We start from the raw sequence: 14,464 nt of genomic DNA on the forward strand, positions 1-14,464 counted from the left end.
GAGGGCCGCAAGGCGCTAGTGAGCGCCGCCGCCGGAGAGTTGACCGGGTTTCCTCAGAAGCAGGCTTGCAAGCAGGGCGACGACCAGGGCCACGCCGAGCAGGAAGAACGTGTCGCTGAAGGCCATGATATTGGCCTGCTTACGTATTTTGAGCGCGATGGCGACGACGGCCTTGTGGCTGGCAAGCGCCTGATCGCTGACGCCGTGGCTCATGAAATAGCCGGTGAGCCTGGCAATGCGATCGCGGGTGGCTTCCTCGAAGACCGAGACCGAATTGGTCAGGATATTCGAGTGGAACTGTTCGCGTTTCGACAGGAAGGTCTGCAGCGAGGCGATGCCGACGGCGCCGCCGAGATTGCGCATCATGTTGAAAAGCGCCGAAGCCGAGCCGGCATTCTCCTGCTCGATGCCTGCGGTGGCGATCGCCGAGAGGGGCGTGAAGACGAGCGCCTGGCCGATAGCTCGGACAATGTTCGGCCAGAACAGCTGGTCGCTCGCATAATCGCCGGTCATGTGCACGTTCATGAAGTTCGAGGCGGCGAAAAGTGCAAAGCCGATGATGATCAGCAGGCGCACATCGAAACGCTTCATCAGCCGTGGCACCAGCGGAATCAGCAGCAGCTGCGGAATACCGGTCCAGGCGAGAACCATGCCGATCTGCTCGGAATTATAGCCCTGGATGCGGGTCAGATAGATCGGCAGCACGAAGACCGAGCCGTAAAGCGCAATGCCGAGCAGGAAATTGGCGACGATGCCGAAGCCGAAGTTGCGGCGCACCAACAGGCGGAGGTTCAAGAGCGGATGGGCGGCATGCAGTTCGATGATCAGGAACAGCGTCAGCGAGACGGCAGCAATGACCGAAAGGCGGACGATGAAATCGGAGCCGAACCAGTCTTCCTTGTTGCCTTCTTCCAACACCGTCTGCAGGGCCGCCAGGCCGATCGCCATGGTGACGATGCCCGGCCAGTCGCCCTTGGCGAGCAGCTTCAGGTTCATCGGCCCGCGATCGAGCGAAGCCCAGAGCATGCCGACCATCAGCGCGCCGGGCACCAAGTTGACATAGAAGATATATTCCCAGCCCAAATTCTCGGTGAGGTAACCGCCGATCGTCGGGCCGATGGCCGGTGCGAAGGTGGCCGACAGGGCAAAGAGGGCAAGGCCGATCGGCTGCTTGGCCTTGGGCAGCAGCGTGATGATGATGGTAAAGGCCATCGGGATCAGCACGCCGCCGGAAAAGCCCTGAATGGCGCGCAGGATGATCATCTGCTGCAGATTGGCCGCGAAGGCGCAGGCAACGGAAAAGATCAGGAAGAGGATGGCGTTAGCAAGCAGATAATTGCGGACCGAGAAGACGCGCGCCAGCCAAGCGCTCAAGGGAATGACGACGATTTCGGCGATCAGATAGGAGGTGGAAATCCAACCACCGTCATCCGTGCCGGCGCCGATCGCTCCCTGGATATCGGCCAGCGAAGCATTGACGATCTGAATGTTGAGGACCGCCATGAAGGCGCCGAGCGTCGAGCCGACAACGGCTGCCCACATGCGCAGCGGGCTCAGCGCGGCAGGTGTCGCGGGCGCTGCGGCGGCGGGGCGCGCCAGCGCATTGCCGTTTGCGGCGATCTGAAGAGCGGCCATGACCTATCTCCTTCCGGCTCTTGCGGAAAACTTTCTCATGACGGGGTTCGGGTGATCATTCGGGAATGATCGGGATAATTGGGCGAACAAGGGTAGGATCATCCAGCGTGGCTGGGTAATCCGGCTGTTCCAGGGGCTTGGGCAGGCTTGGTCTCGGCAGCTTCGGTCTGGGCAGCCTTGGTGTCGATTTCGGGCTCGACCGACATGCCCGAGCGCAACAGGCCGCTCAGAGCCTCATCATCAATGACGATCTTGACCGGGATGCGTTGGACGATCTTGGTGAAGTTGCCGGTGGCATTGTCCGGCGGCAGCAGCGAGAATTCCAGCCCGCTTGCCGGCGAAACGCTGTCGACATGACCCCTGATCGAGATATCGGGAAAGCTGTCGACCTTGATCTCGACCGACTGGCCGGGGCTGATATAGGTCAGCTGCGTCTCCTTGAAATTGGCGACGATATAGACCGCGTGCAGCGGCACGACCGCCATCAGCTGCGTGCCCGAGGTGACATATTGGCCGACTCGGATCGAGCGGGCGCCGACCGTGCCGTCGACGGCGGCGACGATGTCGGTATAGGAGAGGTTGAGTTCTGCCTGATGGGCGGCCGCCACCGCACGGTCACGCTGGGCAACCGTCTGTTCGCGCTCAGTCTGAAGCACCGGCACCCTATTCTGAGCCGTGACGAGGGCCGCCCGGTCGCGCTCGAGGGCGGCAGCGGCCTGGTCTCGGGCTGACTGGGTCTGCTCGGCGCGAGACTGGGTGCCGGCGCCGTTGGTGATCAGGCGGGCCGAGCGGGCGGCATCGGACACGGCGAAATCCAGCGAGGCCTGCGAGGCATCGATCGTCGCCTTGGCCTGCTCGATCACCGACTGCTGCAGGGCGATCTGGGCGTCGATATTGGTGATGGCGGCTTCGGCTGCCTTCACATCGGCCTTCGCCTGCGACAGTGCGGCCTGGAAGTCGCGATCATCGATGCGAGCGAGAACCTGGCCGGCCTTGACAGCGTCATTGTCGTTGACCAGCACTTGGCTGACATAGCCGGCGATCTTCGGGGCGGCGGTGGTGTAATCGGCCTTCACATAGGCATCGTTGGTGGATTCGATGAAGCGGCCGACCGTCCAGTAGCGGTAGCCGAAATCGCCTGCGAAAGCGACGCCGACAAGCAGGGCGGCGGCAAGGACGGCGCGCTTGACGATGCGGCGGCCGGTCTTTTTGGGAGTTTCCGCAACCGGTGCTTCGGTGGCCGGTGGTGCAGCAGCCGGCGCTTCGGAGACAGGAGCCGCCTCGGCGGAAGGCGCCCTGGCGGCTTCCTCGGCCAGCATCTGCTCGGCTTGCCTCGCACTTTCGAAAACTTGCCTGTGGGGTAACTCGACCATCCTAACTCTCCTTCAGCGTTGGCCTCCTCTGTGAGAGGCCCCGTTCGATGCGAAGGAAAATGCACCCTGACATTCATTTTGATAATCTGCTTAAATCGGGAAGGATCATCAACTCTCAGCGGATAATCCGAGGGCAATATGGATCGGCTGACAAGCCTCACAGTCTTTGGCCGCGTGGTCGAATGCGGCGGTTTTTCCGCCGCCGCGCGCCGGCTCAACATGTCCGTCACGATGGTCGGCAACCACGTGCAATCGCTGGAGGACCGGCTCGGTGTGCGGCTGCTTAACCGCACGACGCGCAAGGTCAGCCTGACGGAAACCGGCAAATATTATTATGAGCGTTCGTCACAGATCCTGGCCGAACTCGATGAGGCGGACCGGACGGCGGGCGCGCTGAGCACGACGCCGCGCGGCACGCTGAAGGTCTACACCAGTAGCGCCATCGTGCGTTTCCTGCTGCCTGTCGTCAGCGAATTTATGGAGCTCTATCCGTCGATCGCACTCGATTTCAGCGTCGGCGAGCGGATGGTCGACATGATCGAGGATGGATACGACCTGGTGATGCGCACGGTACCACCGCCGGATTCATCGCTCGTCGCCCGCAAGCTGACGCCCTGGCGCCATATGCTCGTCTGCTCGCCGGCCTATTTCGAGAGCCATCCGATGCCGAAGACGCCGGCCGAAGTCGCCGATCACAATTGCCTGCAATATGCCTATTACCCATATGGCGACGAATGGCGCTTCGAGGATGGCGAGGGCAACAAGGAGAGCGTCAAGATCAGCGGCAATGTCGTCTCAAACAGCGCCGAGATGCTGCGTTTCCTGACGCTGACCGGGCGCGGCATCTTCCTGGCGCCGAGTTTCGTGGTGTTCGACGACATCGCCGAGGGGCGGCTGGTGAAGATCATGCCGGACTACCGGCCGGTGGAATTCAATATCAACGCGGTTTATCCCAACCGCAGCCATCTGCCGACGAAGGTGCGGCTGTTCATCGACCTCTTGGCGGAGAGATTTGCGGAGCATCGGAAGTGGATGACGTGAAGGGTGCGTGTGGGTAGGCCTGCTCTTGGCGTCGGGCTCGGTGTAAGGTGGCACCCCCTCTGCCCGGCAGGGCAGAGGGGGGTGGATGCGGATCTCAGTTCTGCGAGAGGCGGCCGCCCCGGCCCTGCGCTTGCGCTTCGGGCGTTCGTCGCTGCAATCGATTCACTGGATCGATTGCTTCGGCTTCGCCGAACCGCCCCTGCCCTGCGCTTGCGCTCCGGGCGTTCGTCGTTGCAATCGATTCACTGGATCGATTGCTCCCGCTCTGCGGGACCTCTCCTCACTCTTCACTCTCGCTGCGGCCGAAGGCCCAGTCCATGTAGAGTTCCAGCGCCTTGCGGGTGACTGGACCTTCCTGGAGGTCGCGGTCGTCGAGGCGGATGACGCCGACGACTTTGGAATAGTTGCCGGTGGTGAAGATCTCGTCGGCTTGCATGAAATCTTCAACGGAGAGCGTTGCTTCATGCACGTCGAAGCCGGCCTTGCGCAGCAGGCCGATGACGCGGGAACGCGTAATGCCGGCGAGGAAAGTGCGATTGGCGGCGGGTGTCATCACCACGCCGTCCTTGACCATGAAGACGTTCGACGAGGCGGTCTCGACGACGTTGCCGTTGAGGTCGCGCACCAGCGCGTTGTCGAAACCGCGGCTGCGCGCCTCGGCGATCATGCGGCCGCTGTTGGGATAGAGCGAGCCGGTCTTCGCCTCGGTCATCGCCGTTTCCGGCGACGGGCGGCGATAGGGCGAGACGGTGAGGCTGGTGCCGCCATGGCCGCCCATCGGCGCCTCGAACAGGCAGAGCGCGAAGCGGGTCGATTCCCCATCGACCGAGACGACGCTGCCCGGAGAACCGTGTTCGCCCCAATACATCGGCTTGATGTAGATCGGCGTGTCGCCATCGAATTTCGCAACACCTTCCCAGGCAAGTGCCACGATCTCCTCGGCTGATTTCACCGGCTTCAAGCCCATGGCGAGCGCCGAGCGGTTGATGCGCTGGCAGTGCAGGTCGAGATCCGGCGCGATGCCGTCGAACCAGCGGGCGCCGTCGAAGACCGTGGAGCCGAGCCACATGGCATGCGAGGTCGGCCCGATCAGCGGCGGATTGCCGGGCAGCCACTCCCCGTCGACATGAGTCCAAGTGGTTGAACGGGGTGATGTATCGACGGCCATGATGGTTTCCTCCTGAAGGCGGAGAAGGAAAAACCGCCGCGGCAAGGCGGGTCAAGGACAAATCGGGACAAGAAACGCGGAAGCAAGAAAATGCCGGAAGCGGGTGCGATGCCGCAATATTCGTGCGCTATCACACGGGCTTCATCGATGGGTCCATCAGCAAAAATGATGGAATGGAATGTTGGAATGGCCGCTTGCCGCATGCCATGATGGGTGCAATCTCGGAATAAGCAGCAAGGGAAGACGCCGATGAAAGCCATGTTTTACGAAGCCTTCGAACAGGCGCCGGAGATCCGTACCGTTGCCGATCCGACGCCGGCCGAGGACGGTGTGGTCATAGCGGTCGGCGCCAGCGGGCTCTGCCGCAGCGACTGGCACGGCTGGATGGGCCACGACCCCGATATCCGGCTGCCGCATGTGCCGGGACACGAGCTTGCCGGGCGGATCGTCGCCACCGGCCGCGGCGTGATGCGCTTCAAGGTCGGCGACCGGGTGACCGTGCCCTTCGTTTCCGGCTGCGGCCATTGCAGCGAATGCCATTCCGGTAACCAGCAGGTCTGCCCGAACCAGTTCCAGCCGGGCTTTACCCATTGGGGGTCGTTTGCCGAATATGTGGCGATCGATTATGCCGACACCAATCTGGTGCACCTGCCCGATACGATCGACGATGCGACGGCGGCAAGCCTCGGCTGCCGCTTCGCCACCTCGTTTCGCGCCGTCGCCGACCAGGCGCGCACCGGGCCCGGCGAATGGATCGCCGTGCATGGCTGCGGCGGTGTCGGCCTGTCGGCAATCATGATCGCCACAGCGCTCGGGGCGAATGCGATCGGCATCGATATATCCAAGGAGAAGCTCGCCTTTGCGCGGGAGTGCGGGGCGGTGGCGACGGTCAATGCGTCAGGCGTCGCCGACGTGGCGGAGGCAGTCCGCGAGATCACCAAGGGCGGCGCGCATGTCTCGATCGACGCGCTCGGCCATCCCGTCACCTGCTTCAACTCGATCAAGAACCTGCGCCGGCGCGGGCGGCATGTGCAGGTGGGGCTGATGCTCGGCGAGCACGCTACGCCGCAGATTCCAATGGCGCAGGTGATCGGCCACGAACTGGAAATCTACGGCAGCCACGGCATGCAGGCCTGGCGTTACGACGCCATGTTGTCGATGCTTTCGGCCGGAAAGATCGCACCGCAGAAGCTGATCGGACGCCGCGTCAGCCTCCAGGAGGCCGTGCCGGCACTGATGGCGCTCGACAAGGCTGAGGCCACAGGGATCAGCGTGATTACCCGGTTTTCGTGAGCGAGTTCCGCCCTGCCCGCTCGTGGCGAGTAGGGGAGGAGCAAAGCGGCGCCACTGTCCTCTTCTCCCCAGCGGGGAGAAGTGCCGGAGCGATAGCGAGGCGATGAGGGGGTGAGCGGCAAAGCCGCGAATGCGCTGAGCGCAAGCGAAGGGCAATAGTAAATGTTCTGCCGTGCGGCCCCCTCATCCGCCCTACGGGCACCTTCTCCCCGAGGGGAGAAGAGGGAGCCAGGCCGCTTTGCAACAGACCTTATTCAGCCAGACCGATCGAGGCGAGATAGGCAGCAGAAGCCGGGATCTTCGACTTGTCCTTGATCTCGATGATGAGGCGCGGGTTGCTTTCGAGCTTGGCAAGGGCCGCGAAAACGGCATGCCAGCGGATCGTGCCTTCGCCGAGGCTCCAGTGGCGGTCGGCATAGCCGTCGGCATCCTGCAGGTGGACATGCTGGAGGCGATTGCCGGCGGCCTTGACGTAATAATCGACCGGCGGCGCACCGGTATAGCCATGGGCATAATGGGCGTGGCCGGTATCGATCGAGACGGCGACGGCAGGCGATTGGAAGCTCTCGGCAAGCGCCACGCGACTATGCGGATCCTTGTCCTCGATGTTCTCGATGACCATGGTGCAGCCGATATCCTCGGCGCGCCTGACGGCGTCGCGCAGGGTCACGTGCGTGCGCTCGGCCAACGCTTCACGGGCGCCGGCATTGTCGTCGAGATTGTTGTAGGACCAGGACGTATAGGGGCTGTGGATGACCATATGAGTCGCGCCGATGGCGGCGCAGACATCGAGGCCCTGCAGCAGGCGTTTTGTGACGATGGCGCGGATATCGGGATCTTCCGAGGCGATGGTGAAGCCCCAGAAGGGGCCGTGAATGCCGAGGCGGCCGCCATGACCGTCGAGAAGCCGCCTGGCGCGGGCGGCAAGCGGCGCCCAATCGCCGTTCAGAACCTCGGCATCGATGAAGCTCTGCAATTCGAGATCGCGGGACTTTTCGAAGAGCCACTCACGGTGAAGTTCGACTTCATCGAGCGTCATGGCGGCGCCGACGACGGGAAGAGAGGACATGGATGCGCTCCATCAATGTGAATGATCAATGTAAATGCCGGGACGGCGTGGAAGGACGGCCGCAGGGAAGGCCAAGAACAGCCGCCGCGTTCTATGCACCCCTTCTGTGTCGGCGGTATTACAGGCGCAGAACCTTTCGAACCCCTCCGGCCTCAGTCATTTCCGCATAGCTGATGTGGCATTGGCGGACTTGCGGAAACGCCCCGAAGTACCGATATCGGCCCCGACAGTCTCGTGACGCAGTGGCGCGCGAGCGGCGTTGAACCCCTGGCAATGGAGCCGTTTGTTCAGCGCTTCGGCTGATATAGCGCGCTTCTATGAAAGCGCTCGGCGATGTTACCCCCAACGACAGGGCGGGTTGTCAAAGGCGTTGCAAAGGTCTAACGGCTGCGCCCGCAAGAAAAAGCCCGTAAGAAAAAGAAAGAGACATGATGTCCAACTCATTTGTGAAAATGCCAGCAAGCGACGAGGCCAAGCGGTTTTTCGTCCTCGGCGACCGGGTCGAGCGGCGGCTTAGGATCAGCGGAACCTGGCTCAATATATTCGATGTCACCGTGCCATCAGGCAGCCGAACGCCGAAACATGCGCATGCGAGCCCGGAAGTGTTCCGCATCATCGAGGGAAACCTAACGATCTGGCGCCTGAGCGACAGCGGCCCCGAAGAGATCGAGGCCAGCGCCGGCGACATCGTCACCATCCCGCCCTTCATGGTGCACGGCTATTCCAACCGCGGAACCGTACCCGTGGTCTTTTCCGCGGTCGTCGATCGAGATATGGCCGAGTTCATCGAAGCGGAAGGCGCGACCGAGCCCCCGAAGGCCAGCCCTTCGGCGGAAACCATTGCCCGCATGACGGCGGCGGCCAATGCATACGGGATTACTATTCTCGCGGCGTGACGGCGTGAGCGCATGATGCCGTTTTTCGGACGGCATCATGCGTTCCTTCGTCGGTTATGCTAGGCTTTTGGCAGGAGCCGATTTCAATCGGCTCACCAGTTCGTCCAAAACGGCGTCGACCGTTTTCGAAGCTGTATCGATGACGATTGCATCGTGCCATTCGTCATAGGCTCTTTCGGAAATCTCCTGCCATGTCGGCTTCACCAGACCTTCGACGTCGGTGAGGCGCGTTTCAGCACGCTTGCGGTGCTCGGCTTTGTCCGAGCAAACGATCTCGACCTCCGCCGCTGCCACCCCGGCAGCCTGCGCGACCGAACGCCATGCTGACCTGGTTATCCAGAGCGGATTGACGGAGTCGGCGATAACGGTCCTGCCGAGGGTCAGATTGTCTCCGGCAATACCACAAGCCGCGATATAGCCGGCAGGCCCGGCATCATCGGCTATTCCGGAGGCACGGATTGCCTGCTCGATGGTATCGACGCGCACATGGACCGCATTCAACCGCTCGGCCAAAGCGCGGGCAATCGTCGTCTTTCCACTGCCAGGCAGACCGCCAAAGATAATGAGCATCGTGACCTCGGCGTTGATTGGAGAAGCTTCCCGAGAACGTCAAAGCAGCTCACGGTCGTGCAATACTTCACCATTAAGCCCCGGTTCGCAATTCCTTCGTCAGCATTGGGTTTTCACCACCAGCCTCAAGACTAAAACTCTTCCCAGTTGCCCTCGGTCGAAGCCGGTGCGGCCGACGTGCCGAAGGCGGCTGCGAGCTTGCCGCCGAGTGCGCGGGCCGGTGACGGAGCGGGCCTGGCGTGGTCGGTGGCCGAGGCGGGAACCGATCTGCGCGCCGCAGGCGTCGCCGCGACCGGGCGCGCCAACGGCCTGGCAGTCGTCCGCGCGGCAGGAGCCGCGTTGGCCGCCTGGCCGAGATTGAACTGTGCCAGACGCTCCGAGAGGGCAGACACCTCCGTCACCAGCGTGTGCGAGGCGGCATTCGATTCCTCGACCATTGCGGCATTCTTCTGGGTCGACTGGTCCATCTGGTTGACCGCCGTGTTGATCTCCAGAAGACCCGTCGACTGTTCACGGGCGGCCTGGACGACCGCCTGGACATTGCTGTTGATCTGCTGGACCTCGGCAACGATCGCCTGCAGCGCCTTGCCAGTCTGGCCGACGAGATCGACGCCACGCTTGACCCGTGCGCCGGACGAGGTGATCAGCGCCTTGATCTCCTTGGCGGCGGTCGCCGAGCGCTGCGCGAGCTCACGCACTTCCTGTGCGACGACGGCAAAACCCTTGCCGGCCTCCCCGCGCGCGCTGCCTCGACGCCTGCATTGAGGGCCAGCAGGTTGGTCTGGAAGGCAATATCGTCGATCACGCCGATGATGTTGGAGATCGACTGCGAGGATTGCTCGATGCCGGTCATGGCATCGACGGCATTGCGCACCACCTCTCCGGACTTTTCCGCACCATCCTTGGTGCGGCTGACGAGCGTTCCCGCCTCCTCGGCGCGAAGGGTGGAGTCCTTGACCGAGGTGGTGATCTGCTCGAGCGCGGCGGCAGTCTCCTCGACGGAAGCGGCCTGCTGTTCGGTGCGGCGGGCGAGATCGTCGGCGCCCGAGCGGATTTCTTCCGAACCGGCCTGGATGACGGCAGCGTTTTCGGAGAAGGAAATCAGCGCCGCCTGGAGCTTTTCGACAGACGCGTTGAAATCGACGCGTATTTCGTCAAGGGAGTCGGCGAATGGCTTTTCCAGCCGGATGGTCATGTCTCCATTGGAAAGGCTGGCCAGTCCGTTGCCGAGTTCGCTCACCGCGAACTTGATCGAATCCTCGCGGGCGGCGTGGAGGACGGAACGTTGCTGTCGTTCAATCTCTTCGCGGGACCGGAAGGTTTCTGCATCGGCTTCGAGCTTGATCTTCTGGCGATTGTTTTCGAGCAGGATGGCGAGGGAACGCGAGAGGTCGCCGATTTCGTCTTTGGCATTCTTGTCGTTCAATTGCACGTCGAGCTGGCCATGGGCGATACGATCGGTCTCGGCGATCACGCCCTCTATGCGGCGGATGAATTTGCGGGCAATGAGCCAGCCTGCGAGACCGAGCAGGAGGGCAGCGATGGCGGTGATCGCAACGGCGCTCCAGGCCATGTTGTTCAGTTGGGCAAAGACGGTGGATTTAGGCACCGAAACGACGGCATACCAGTTGAGGTCAGCCGTGAGCTTTACCGGATAGGCGACCGAGAAATAGGTCTGGCCGTCCGGGCCTGCGATCTCCTGCTCTATTCCGGGCTTGGCGATCAACTGATCCCAGCCGGCGGTCAAATCACCGCCGTCCTTGATATTCTTGCCTGCGAGTTCGGTGGAGGGATGGCTGATGATGCTGCCGGCGCCCGTCACCAGGCTGAGATAGCCGGTCTCCATCGGATGGACTGCCGAGATCGCCTTGTTGGCGTCGTCGAGCGAAATGTCCATGCCGGCGACGCCGAGCGCCTTGCCGGCGACGATGATCGGCTTGGCGACCGAGGTCATCAGCACGTCCTTGCCGTCGACCGCGTAGACATAGGGCTCGATGACGACGGTCTTCTTCTGAGTAAAGGGAAGCTGGTAGTAGTCGCCGGCGCCCGACACGCCATAATCGACCAGCGGCGTGTGCTGGATCTTGTCGCCACTCCTGACCCAGTAGGGCAGGTAGCGGCCGGTCGTGTCGTGGCCTTCCTTGCCGACGAAATCCTTGTCCTTGCCGTCGAAAGCATTCGGTTCCCAACCGGTCCAAACACCAAGCGCCATCGGATTATCCTGCAGCATGTTTTTCAGCAGGTCGTCGGCAGCCGCACGATTGGCGTTTCCGCCGTCCTTCATCGTCGACAGCGACGTTTCCAACGCATTGACGATGCCGAGCGCCACGCTCATGGATTTCTCGATGTTCAGCGCGTTGGCGGCAGCGATCTGGAGCATCTCGTCGAGGCTCGATTTGCGCATATCGTTATAGGCGATGTAAAAAAGAACGCCCGATGCCGCGATCGTGGCGATGACACCGCAGGCCGCCACGGAAAAAATGTTGCGTCCGGTCGCCGATTTGAACTGCATGCGCTTACCTCCTCGAGCGGGCAGGTCATCGATCGCGCACCGATCTATTCCGTCCCGGCTTCCCCCTGACCGAGAACTGATTTCGGGACGTGCCAGCACGTCGCGCAAATCGTTCGCAATTTAAAGAAAATACGAAGAGGCTGTTAATTTACGGTGTATTGCTCCGGCTTTACTTATGACCGGGCAGCCTGCTGCGCCTCTTTTTAAGACGCGCAAACGCGGTGATGCTGCCGTTGTCGAAACTGTCACATCAAGACGCTACAAGGATTTTCGCCCGGCACCTCTTGCGTCGGCACTGTTTCACCGTCAAAATTGTGCCATGCCTGACAGCGACCCATCCAGTACAACCTCCGCCCCTTCCAACCGGGATCTCCCGGCCGAGGAAGCAGGCGACCACTGTAGACCGTGCGATGACTCCGCCCCGCCTCAGGCATATCAAGGCTCCCGCAGAGAGCCGTTTTCCAGACCATTGTCGATGACGGGTGGCCGCGGCTCACTTCAGAGGAGTGGTCAGATGGAACCTCAGCTGATGTCAACACGATAGTGGAAAGACGATCGGCGATGCGTCTATTCGTCTATAGAGCGTCCCTTCGAATGCCTCGCCGCTTCGCCTGATAAATGCGGCATTCCAACCTCAACGAATAGGGTCCCTGTGTTTCTGGAAATTGGAATTGTGGCGTTTCTCACCATCCTGAACGGTGTGCTCGCCATGTCGGAGTTGGCCGTTGTGTCTTCTCGAACGGCCCGCCTGAAGGTTCTCTCCGACGATGGAAGCAAGGGTGCAGCTCAAGCGATCAAACTTGCCGAAAACCCCGGTCGTTTTCTCTCTACGGTGCAGATCGGCATTACGCTGGTCGGCGTTCTATCCGGCGCTTTCTCAGGGGCTACGCTCGGCGCCCGCCTGAGCGGATGGCTGGAAGCCCAGGGGATGTCATCGACGGCCGCTGATGCCATGGGCGTAGGTTCAGTCGTCGTGGCAATCACATATCTTTCGTTGATCGTCGGCGAACTTGTTCCCAAGCAGATCGCATTGCGGGAACCCGAAGCGGTTGCGGCTAAGGTCGCACCCGCTATGGCGGTCCTTTCAAAAGTCGCGCTGCCCCTCGTGTGGCTTCTCAACGCCTCCGGAGATCTTGTGCTCAAGCTCTTGGGCCAAACAGGAAAAGGTGGCGACAATGTCTCTGACGCGGAGATCAAAACTGTTCTGGCCGAGGCGCAGTCGGCCGGCGTGATCGAAAGCGAAGAGTCCGCGATGATATCAGGCGTCATGCGGCTGGCGGACCGCACCGCCCGAGCGCTTATGACGCCCCGGCGAGACGTCGAAATTATCGATATCGACGACAGCCTTGATGAAATTCGGACCCAGTTGCACAGGACGAAGCGGTCGCGGTTGCCCGTACGAAAAGGCAGTTCGGACGAGGTGATCGGCATCCTTCCGGTCAAGGATTTTTACGACTCGATGTCCGAACACGGCAGTGCCGACATCAAGGCTCTGACGCAAGACGTCCCGGTGGTTTCAGACCTTTCAACTGCCATCAATGTTATTGAAGCCATCCGGAAATCGCCCGTTCACATGGTGTTGGTTTTCGACGAGTACGGCCATTTCGAGGGGATTGTCTCGTCGGGTGACATTTTGGAAGCAATCATGGGGGCTCTTCAGGAGGGACCTGCCGATGAACAGGCCATCGCTCGTCGAGATGACGGCTCTTATCTCGTGTCGGGCTGGACGCCGATTGACGAGTTCGCTGAATTCTTAAACCTCAAGCTCGATGGCGATCTGGAGTATCAGACTGTCGCTGGGCTGGTGTTGGAAGAGTTGAAACATCTGCCGGAATTGGGCGAGAGCTTCACGAGAGATGGATGGCGCTTCGAAGTCGTCGATCTCGACGGGAGGCGCGTGGACAAAATACTTGTGTCGGCTGAGTGAAGCTTCGTCTCAGCCGACTTCGCCGATGAGATCGTCAAGCTCGATGGCCGCAACATAGACAAGATCCGCATCCGCCACATGGAAGATGTGGCCTGACAGTAGGAGCGAGCATCATGGCATGGTCCGCCAACCAGTATGTGAAATTCGAGGACGAGCGCACGCGACCGGCGCGTGACCTGTTGGCACAGGTGCCGCTGCAAAACATTCGTCATGCCATCGATCTCGGCTGCGGCCCGGGCAATTCGACCGAGCTGATCATCGGGCGCTATGGGGCGGAGGGCGTCTCGGGCGTCGATAGCGACATGAACATGCTGGAGGCAGCGCGCAAGCGGCTTCCAGGTACCGCCTTCGTCGAGGCCGATCTCACCCGCTGGCAGCCGGCCCAACCCGCCGACCTTTTGTTTGCCAATGCCGTCTTCCAATGGCTTCCCGATCATCTCGATATCTTCGATCGGTTGATGGACGGGCTTTCCGAAGGCGGCGTGCTGGCCGTGCAGATGCCCGACAATCTCGGCGAACCCTCGCATCTGGCGATGGAGGAAACGGCGCATGCCGGCCCGTGGAAGACTGCCTTCGAGGCGAAGAGCGTGCGCCGCAGGGCGCTGCCGCCGCCGTCCACCTATTACTCCAGGCTGATCGCCAAAGCTTCACGCGTCGATATCTGGCACACCATCTACAATCACCCGATGGCGGATGCCGCGGCGATCGTCGAATGGGTGAAGGGAACCGGTCTGATGCCCTATCTCGCCAATGCCGGCGAAAAGCATCGCGACGCCTTCCTGGCGGATTATCTGGAGCGGTTGGAAAAGGCCTATCCAAAGATGTCGGACGGACGGGTGCTGCTGCGGTTTCCTAGGATTTTCATGGTGGCGGTGAAGGGGTAAAGCCGGCCGCTGCCGGCATGTCCGGTTCGCGCCGATGGTAGCCCTCACCTAAACCTACCGTGTGGCTTGCCCCTCACCCTAACCCTCTCCCCGTAA

General features: G+C 61.6%; 10 protein-coding genes and 1 pseudogene. 5 read left to right on the plus strand and 6 right to left on the minus strand.

Going from position 1 to position 14,464, the window contains the following annotated elements; translation table 11 throughout:
• Positions 1-15 precede the first annotated feature (15 nt).
• Both ACS4RR_RS19250 and ACS4RR_RS19255 read right to left on the minus strand, forming a co-directional pair.
• Positions 16-1,635: an MDR family MFS transporter gene (locus ACS4RR_RS19250; RefSeq protein WP_456189143.1), complete on the minus strand. Its 1,620-nt coding sequence runs from the start codon at positions 1,633-1,635 to the stop codon at positions 16-18.
• Between the two features lie 98 nt (positions 1,636-1,733).
• The gene (locus ACS4RR_RS19255) at positions 1,734-3,008 is read right to left on the minus strand and encodes an HlyD family secretion protein (RefSeq protein ID WP_456189144.1); all 1,275 of its coding nucleotides are present in this window, start codon (positions 3,006-3,008) and stop codon (positions 1,734-1,736) included.
• 138 nt (positions 3,009-3,146) lie between these two features.
• On the opposite strand from ACS4RR_RS19255, the gene ACS4RR_RS19260 reads away from it, so the two are divergent.
• The gene (locus ACS4RR_RS19260) at positions 3,147-4,049 is read left to right on the plus strand and encodes a LysR family transcriptional regulator (RefSeq protein WP_130661227.1); all 903 of its coding nucleotides are present in this window, start codon (positions 3,147-3,149) and stop codon (positions 4,047-4,049) included.
• A 280-nt stretch (positions 4,050-4,329) separates the two neighbouring features.
• On the opposite strand, the gene ACS4RR_RS19265 is transcribed toward ACS4RR_RS19260, so the two are convergent.
• Positions 4,330-5,217, minus strand: coding sequence for a branched-chain amino acid aminotransferase (locus tag ACS4RR_RS19265; RefSeq protein ID WP_017963482.1), 888 nt, complete (start codon positions 5,215-5,217; stop codon positions 4,330-4,332).
• 249 nt (positions 5,218-5,466) lie between these two features.
• On the opposite strand from ACS4RR_RS19265, the gene ACS4RR_RS19270 reads away from it, so the two are divergent.
• Positions 5,467-6,510: a zinc-dependent alcohol dehydrogenase family protein gene (locus ACS4RR_RS19270; RefSeq protein ID WP_456189145.1), complete on the plus strand. Its 1,044-nt coding sequence runs from the start codon at positions 5,467-5,469 to the stop codon at positions 6,508-6,510.
• 250 nt (positions 6,511-6,760) lie between these two features.
• Here ACS4RR_RS19270 and ACS4RR_RS19275 read toward each other — a convergent pair whose 3' ends face one another.
• Complete coding sequence (locus ACS4RR_RS19275; RefSeq protein ID WP_260057785.1) at positions 6,761-7,579, minus strand: sugar phosphate isomerase/epimerase family protein; 819 nt, start codon at positions 7,577-7,579, stop codon at positions 6,761-6,763.
• 428 nt (positions 7,580-8,007) lie between these two features.
• On the opposite strand from ACS4RR_RS19275, the gene ACS4RR_RS19280 reads away from it, so the two are divergent.
• Positions 8,008-8,475: a cupin domain-containing protein gene (locus ACS4RR_RS19280; RefSeq protein WP_222386175.1), complete on the plus strand. Its 468-nt coding sequence runs from the start codon at positions 8,008-8,010 to the stop codon at positions 8,473-8,475.
• A gap of 54 nt (positions 8,476-8,529) precedes the next feature.
• On the opposite strand, the gene ACS4RR_RS19285 is transcribed toward ACS4RR_RS19280, so the two are convergent.
• Complete coding sequence (locus tag ACS4RR_RS19285) at positions 8,530-9,045, minus strand: P-loop nucleotide/nucleoside kinase family protein (protein ID WP_456189146.1); 516 nt, start codon at positions 9,043-9,045, stop codon at positions 8,530-8,532.
• A gap of 131 nt (positions 9,046-9,176) precedes the next feature.
• Positions 9,177-11,557, minus strand: a pseudogene (locus ACS4RR_RS19290) (methyl-accepting chemotaxis protein).
• Positions 11,558-12,209: 652 nt separating this feature from the next.
• Here ACS4RR_RS19290 and ACS4RR_RS19295 point away from each other — a divergent pair.
• Together ACS4RR_RS19295 and tam are read left to right on the plus strand one after the other, a co-directional pair.
• Positions 12,210-13,484 carry a hemolysin family protein gene (locus tag ACS4RR_RS19295; RefSeq protein WP_260110455.1) on the plus strand — a complete coding sequence of 425 codons (1,275 nt, stop codon included), beginning with the start codon at positions 12,210-12,212 and terminating at the stop codon, positions 13,482-13,484.
• A gap of 113 nt (positions 13,485-13,597) precedes the next feature.
• Complete coding sequence (tam, locus tag ACS4RR_RS19300; RefSeq protein WP_260110454.1) at positions 13,598-14,368, plus strand: trans-aconitate 2-methyltransferase; 771 nt, start codon at positions 13,598-13,600, stop codon at positions 14,366-14,368.
• The last annotated feature ends 96 nt before the right edge of the window (positions 14,369-14,464 follow it).

Origin of the sequence: Rhizobium zaerense (assembly GCF_051810725.1) — a bacterium.
Taxonomy (GTDB): domain Bacteria; phylum Pseudomonadota; class Alphaproteobacteria; order Rhizobiales; family Rhizobiaceae; genus Rhizobium; species Rhizobium leguminosarum_I.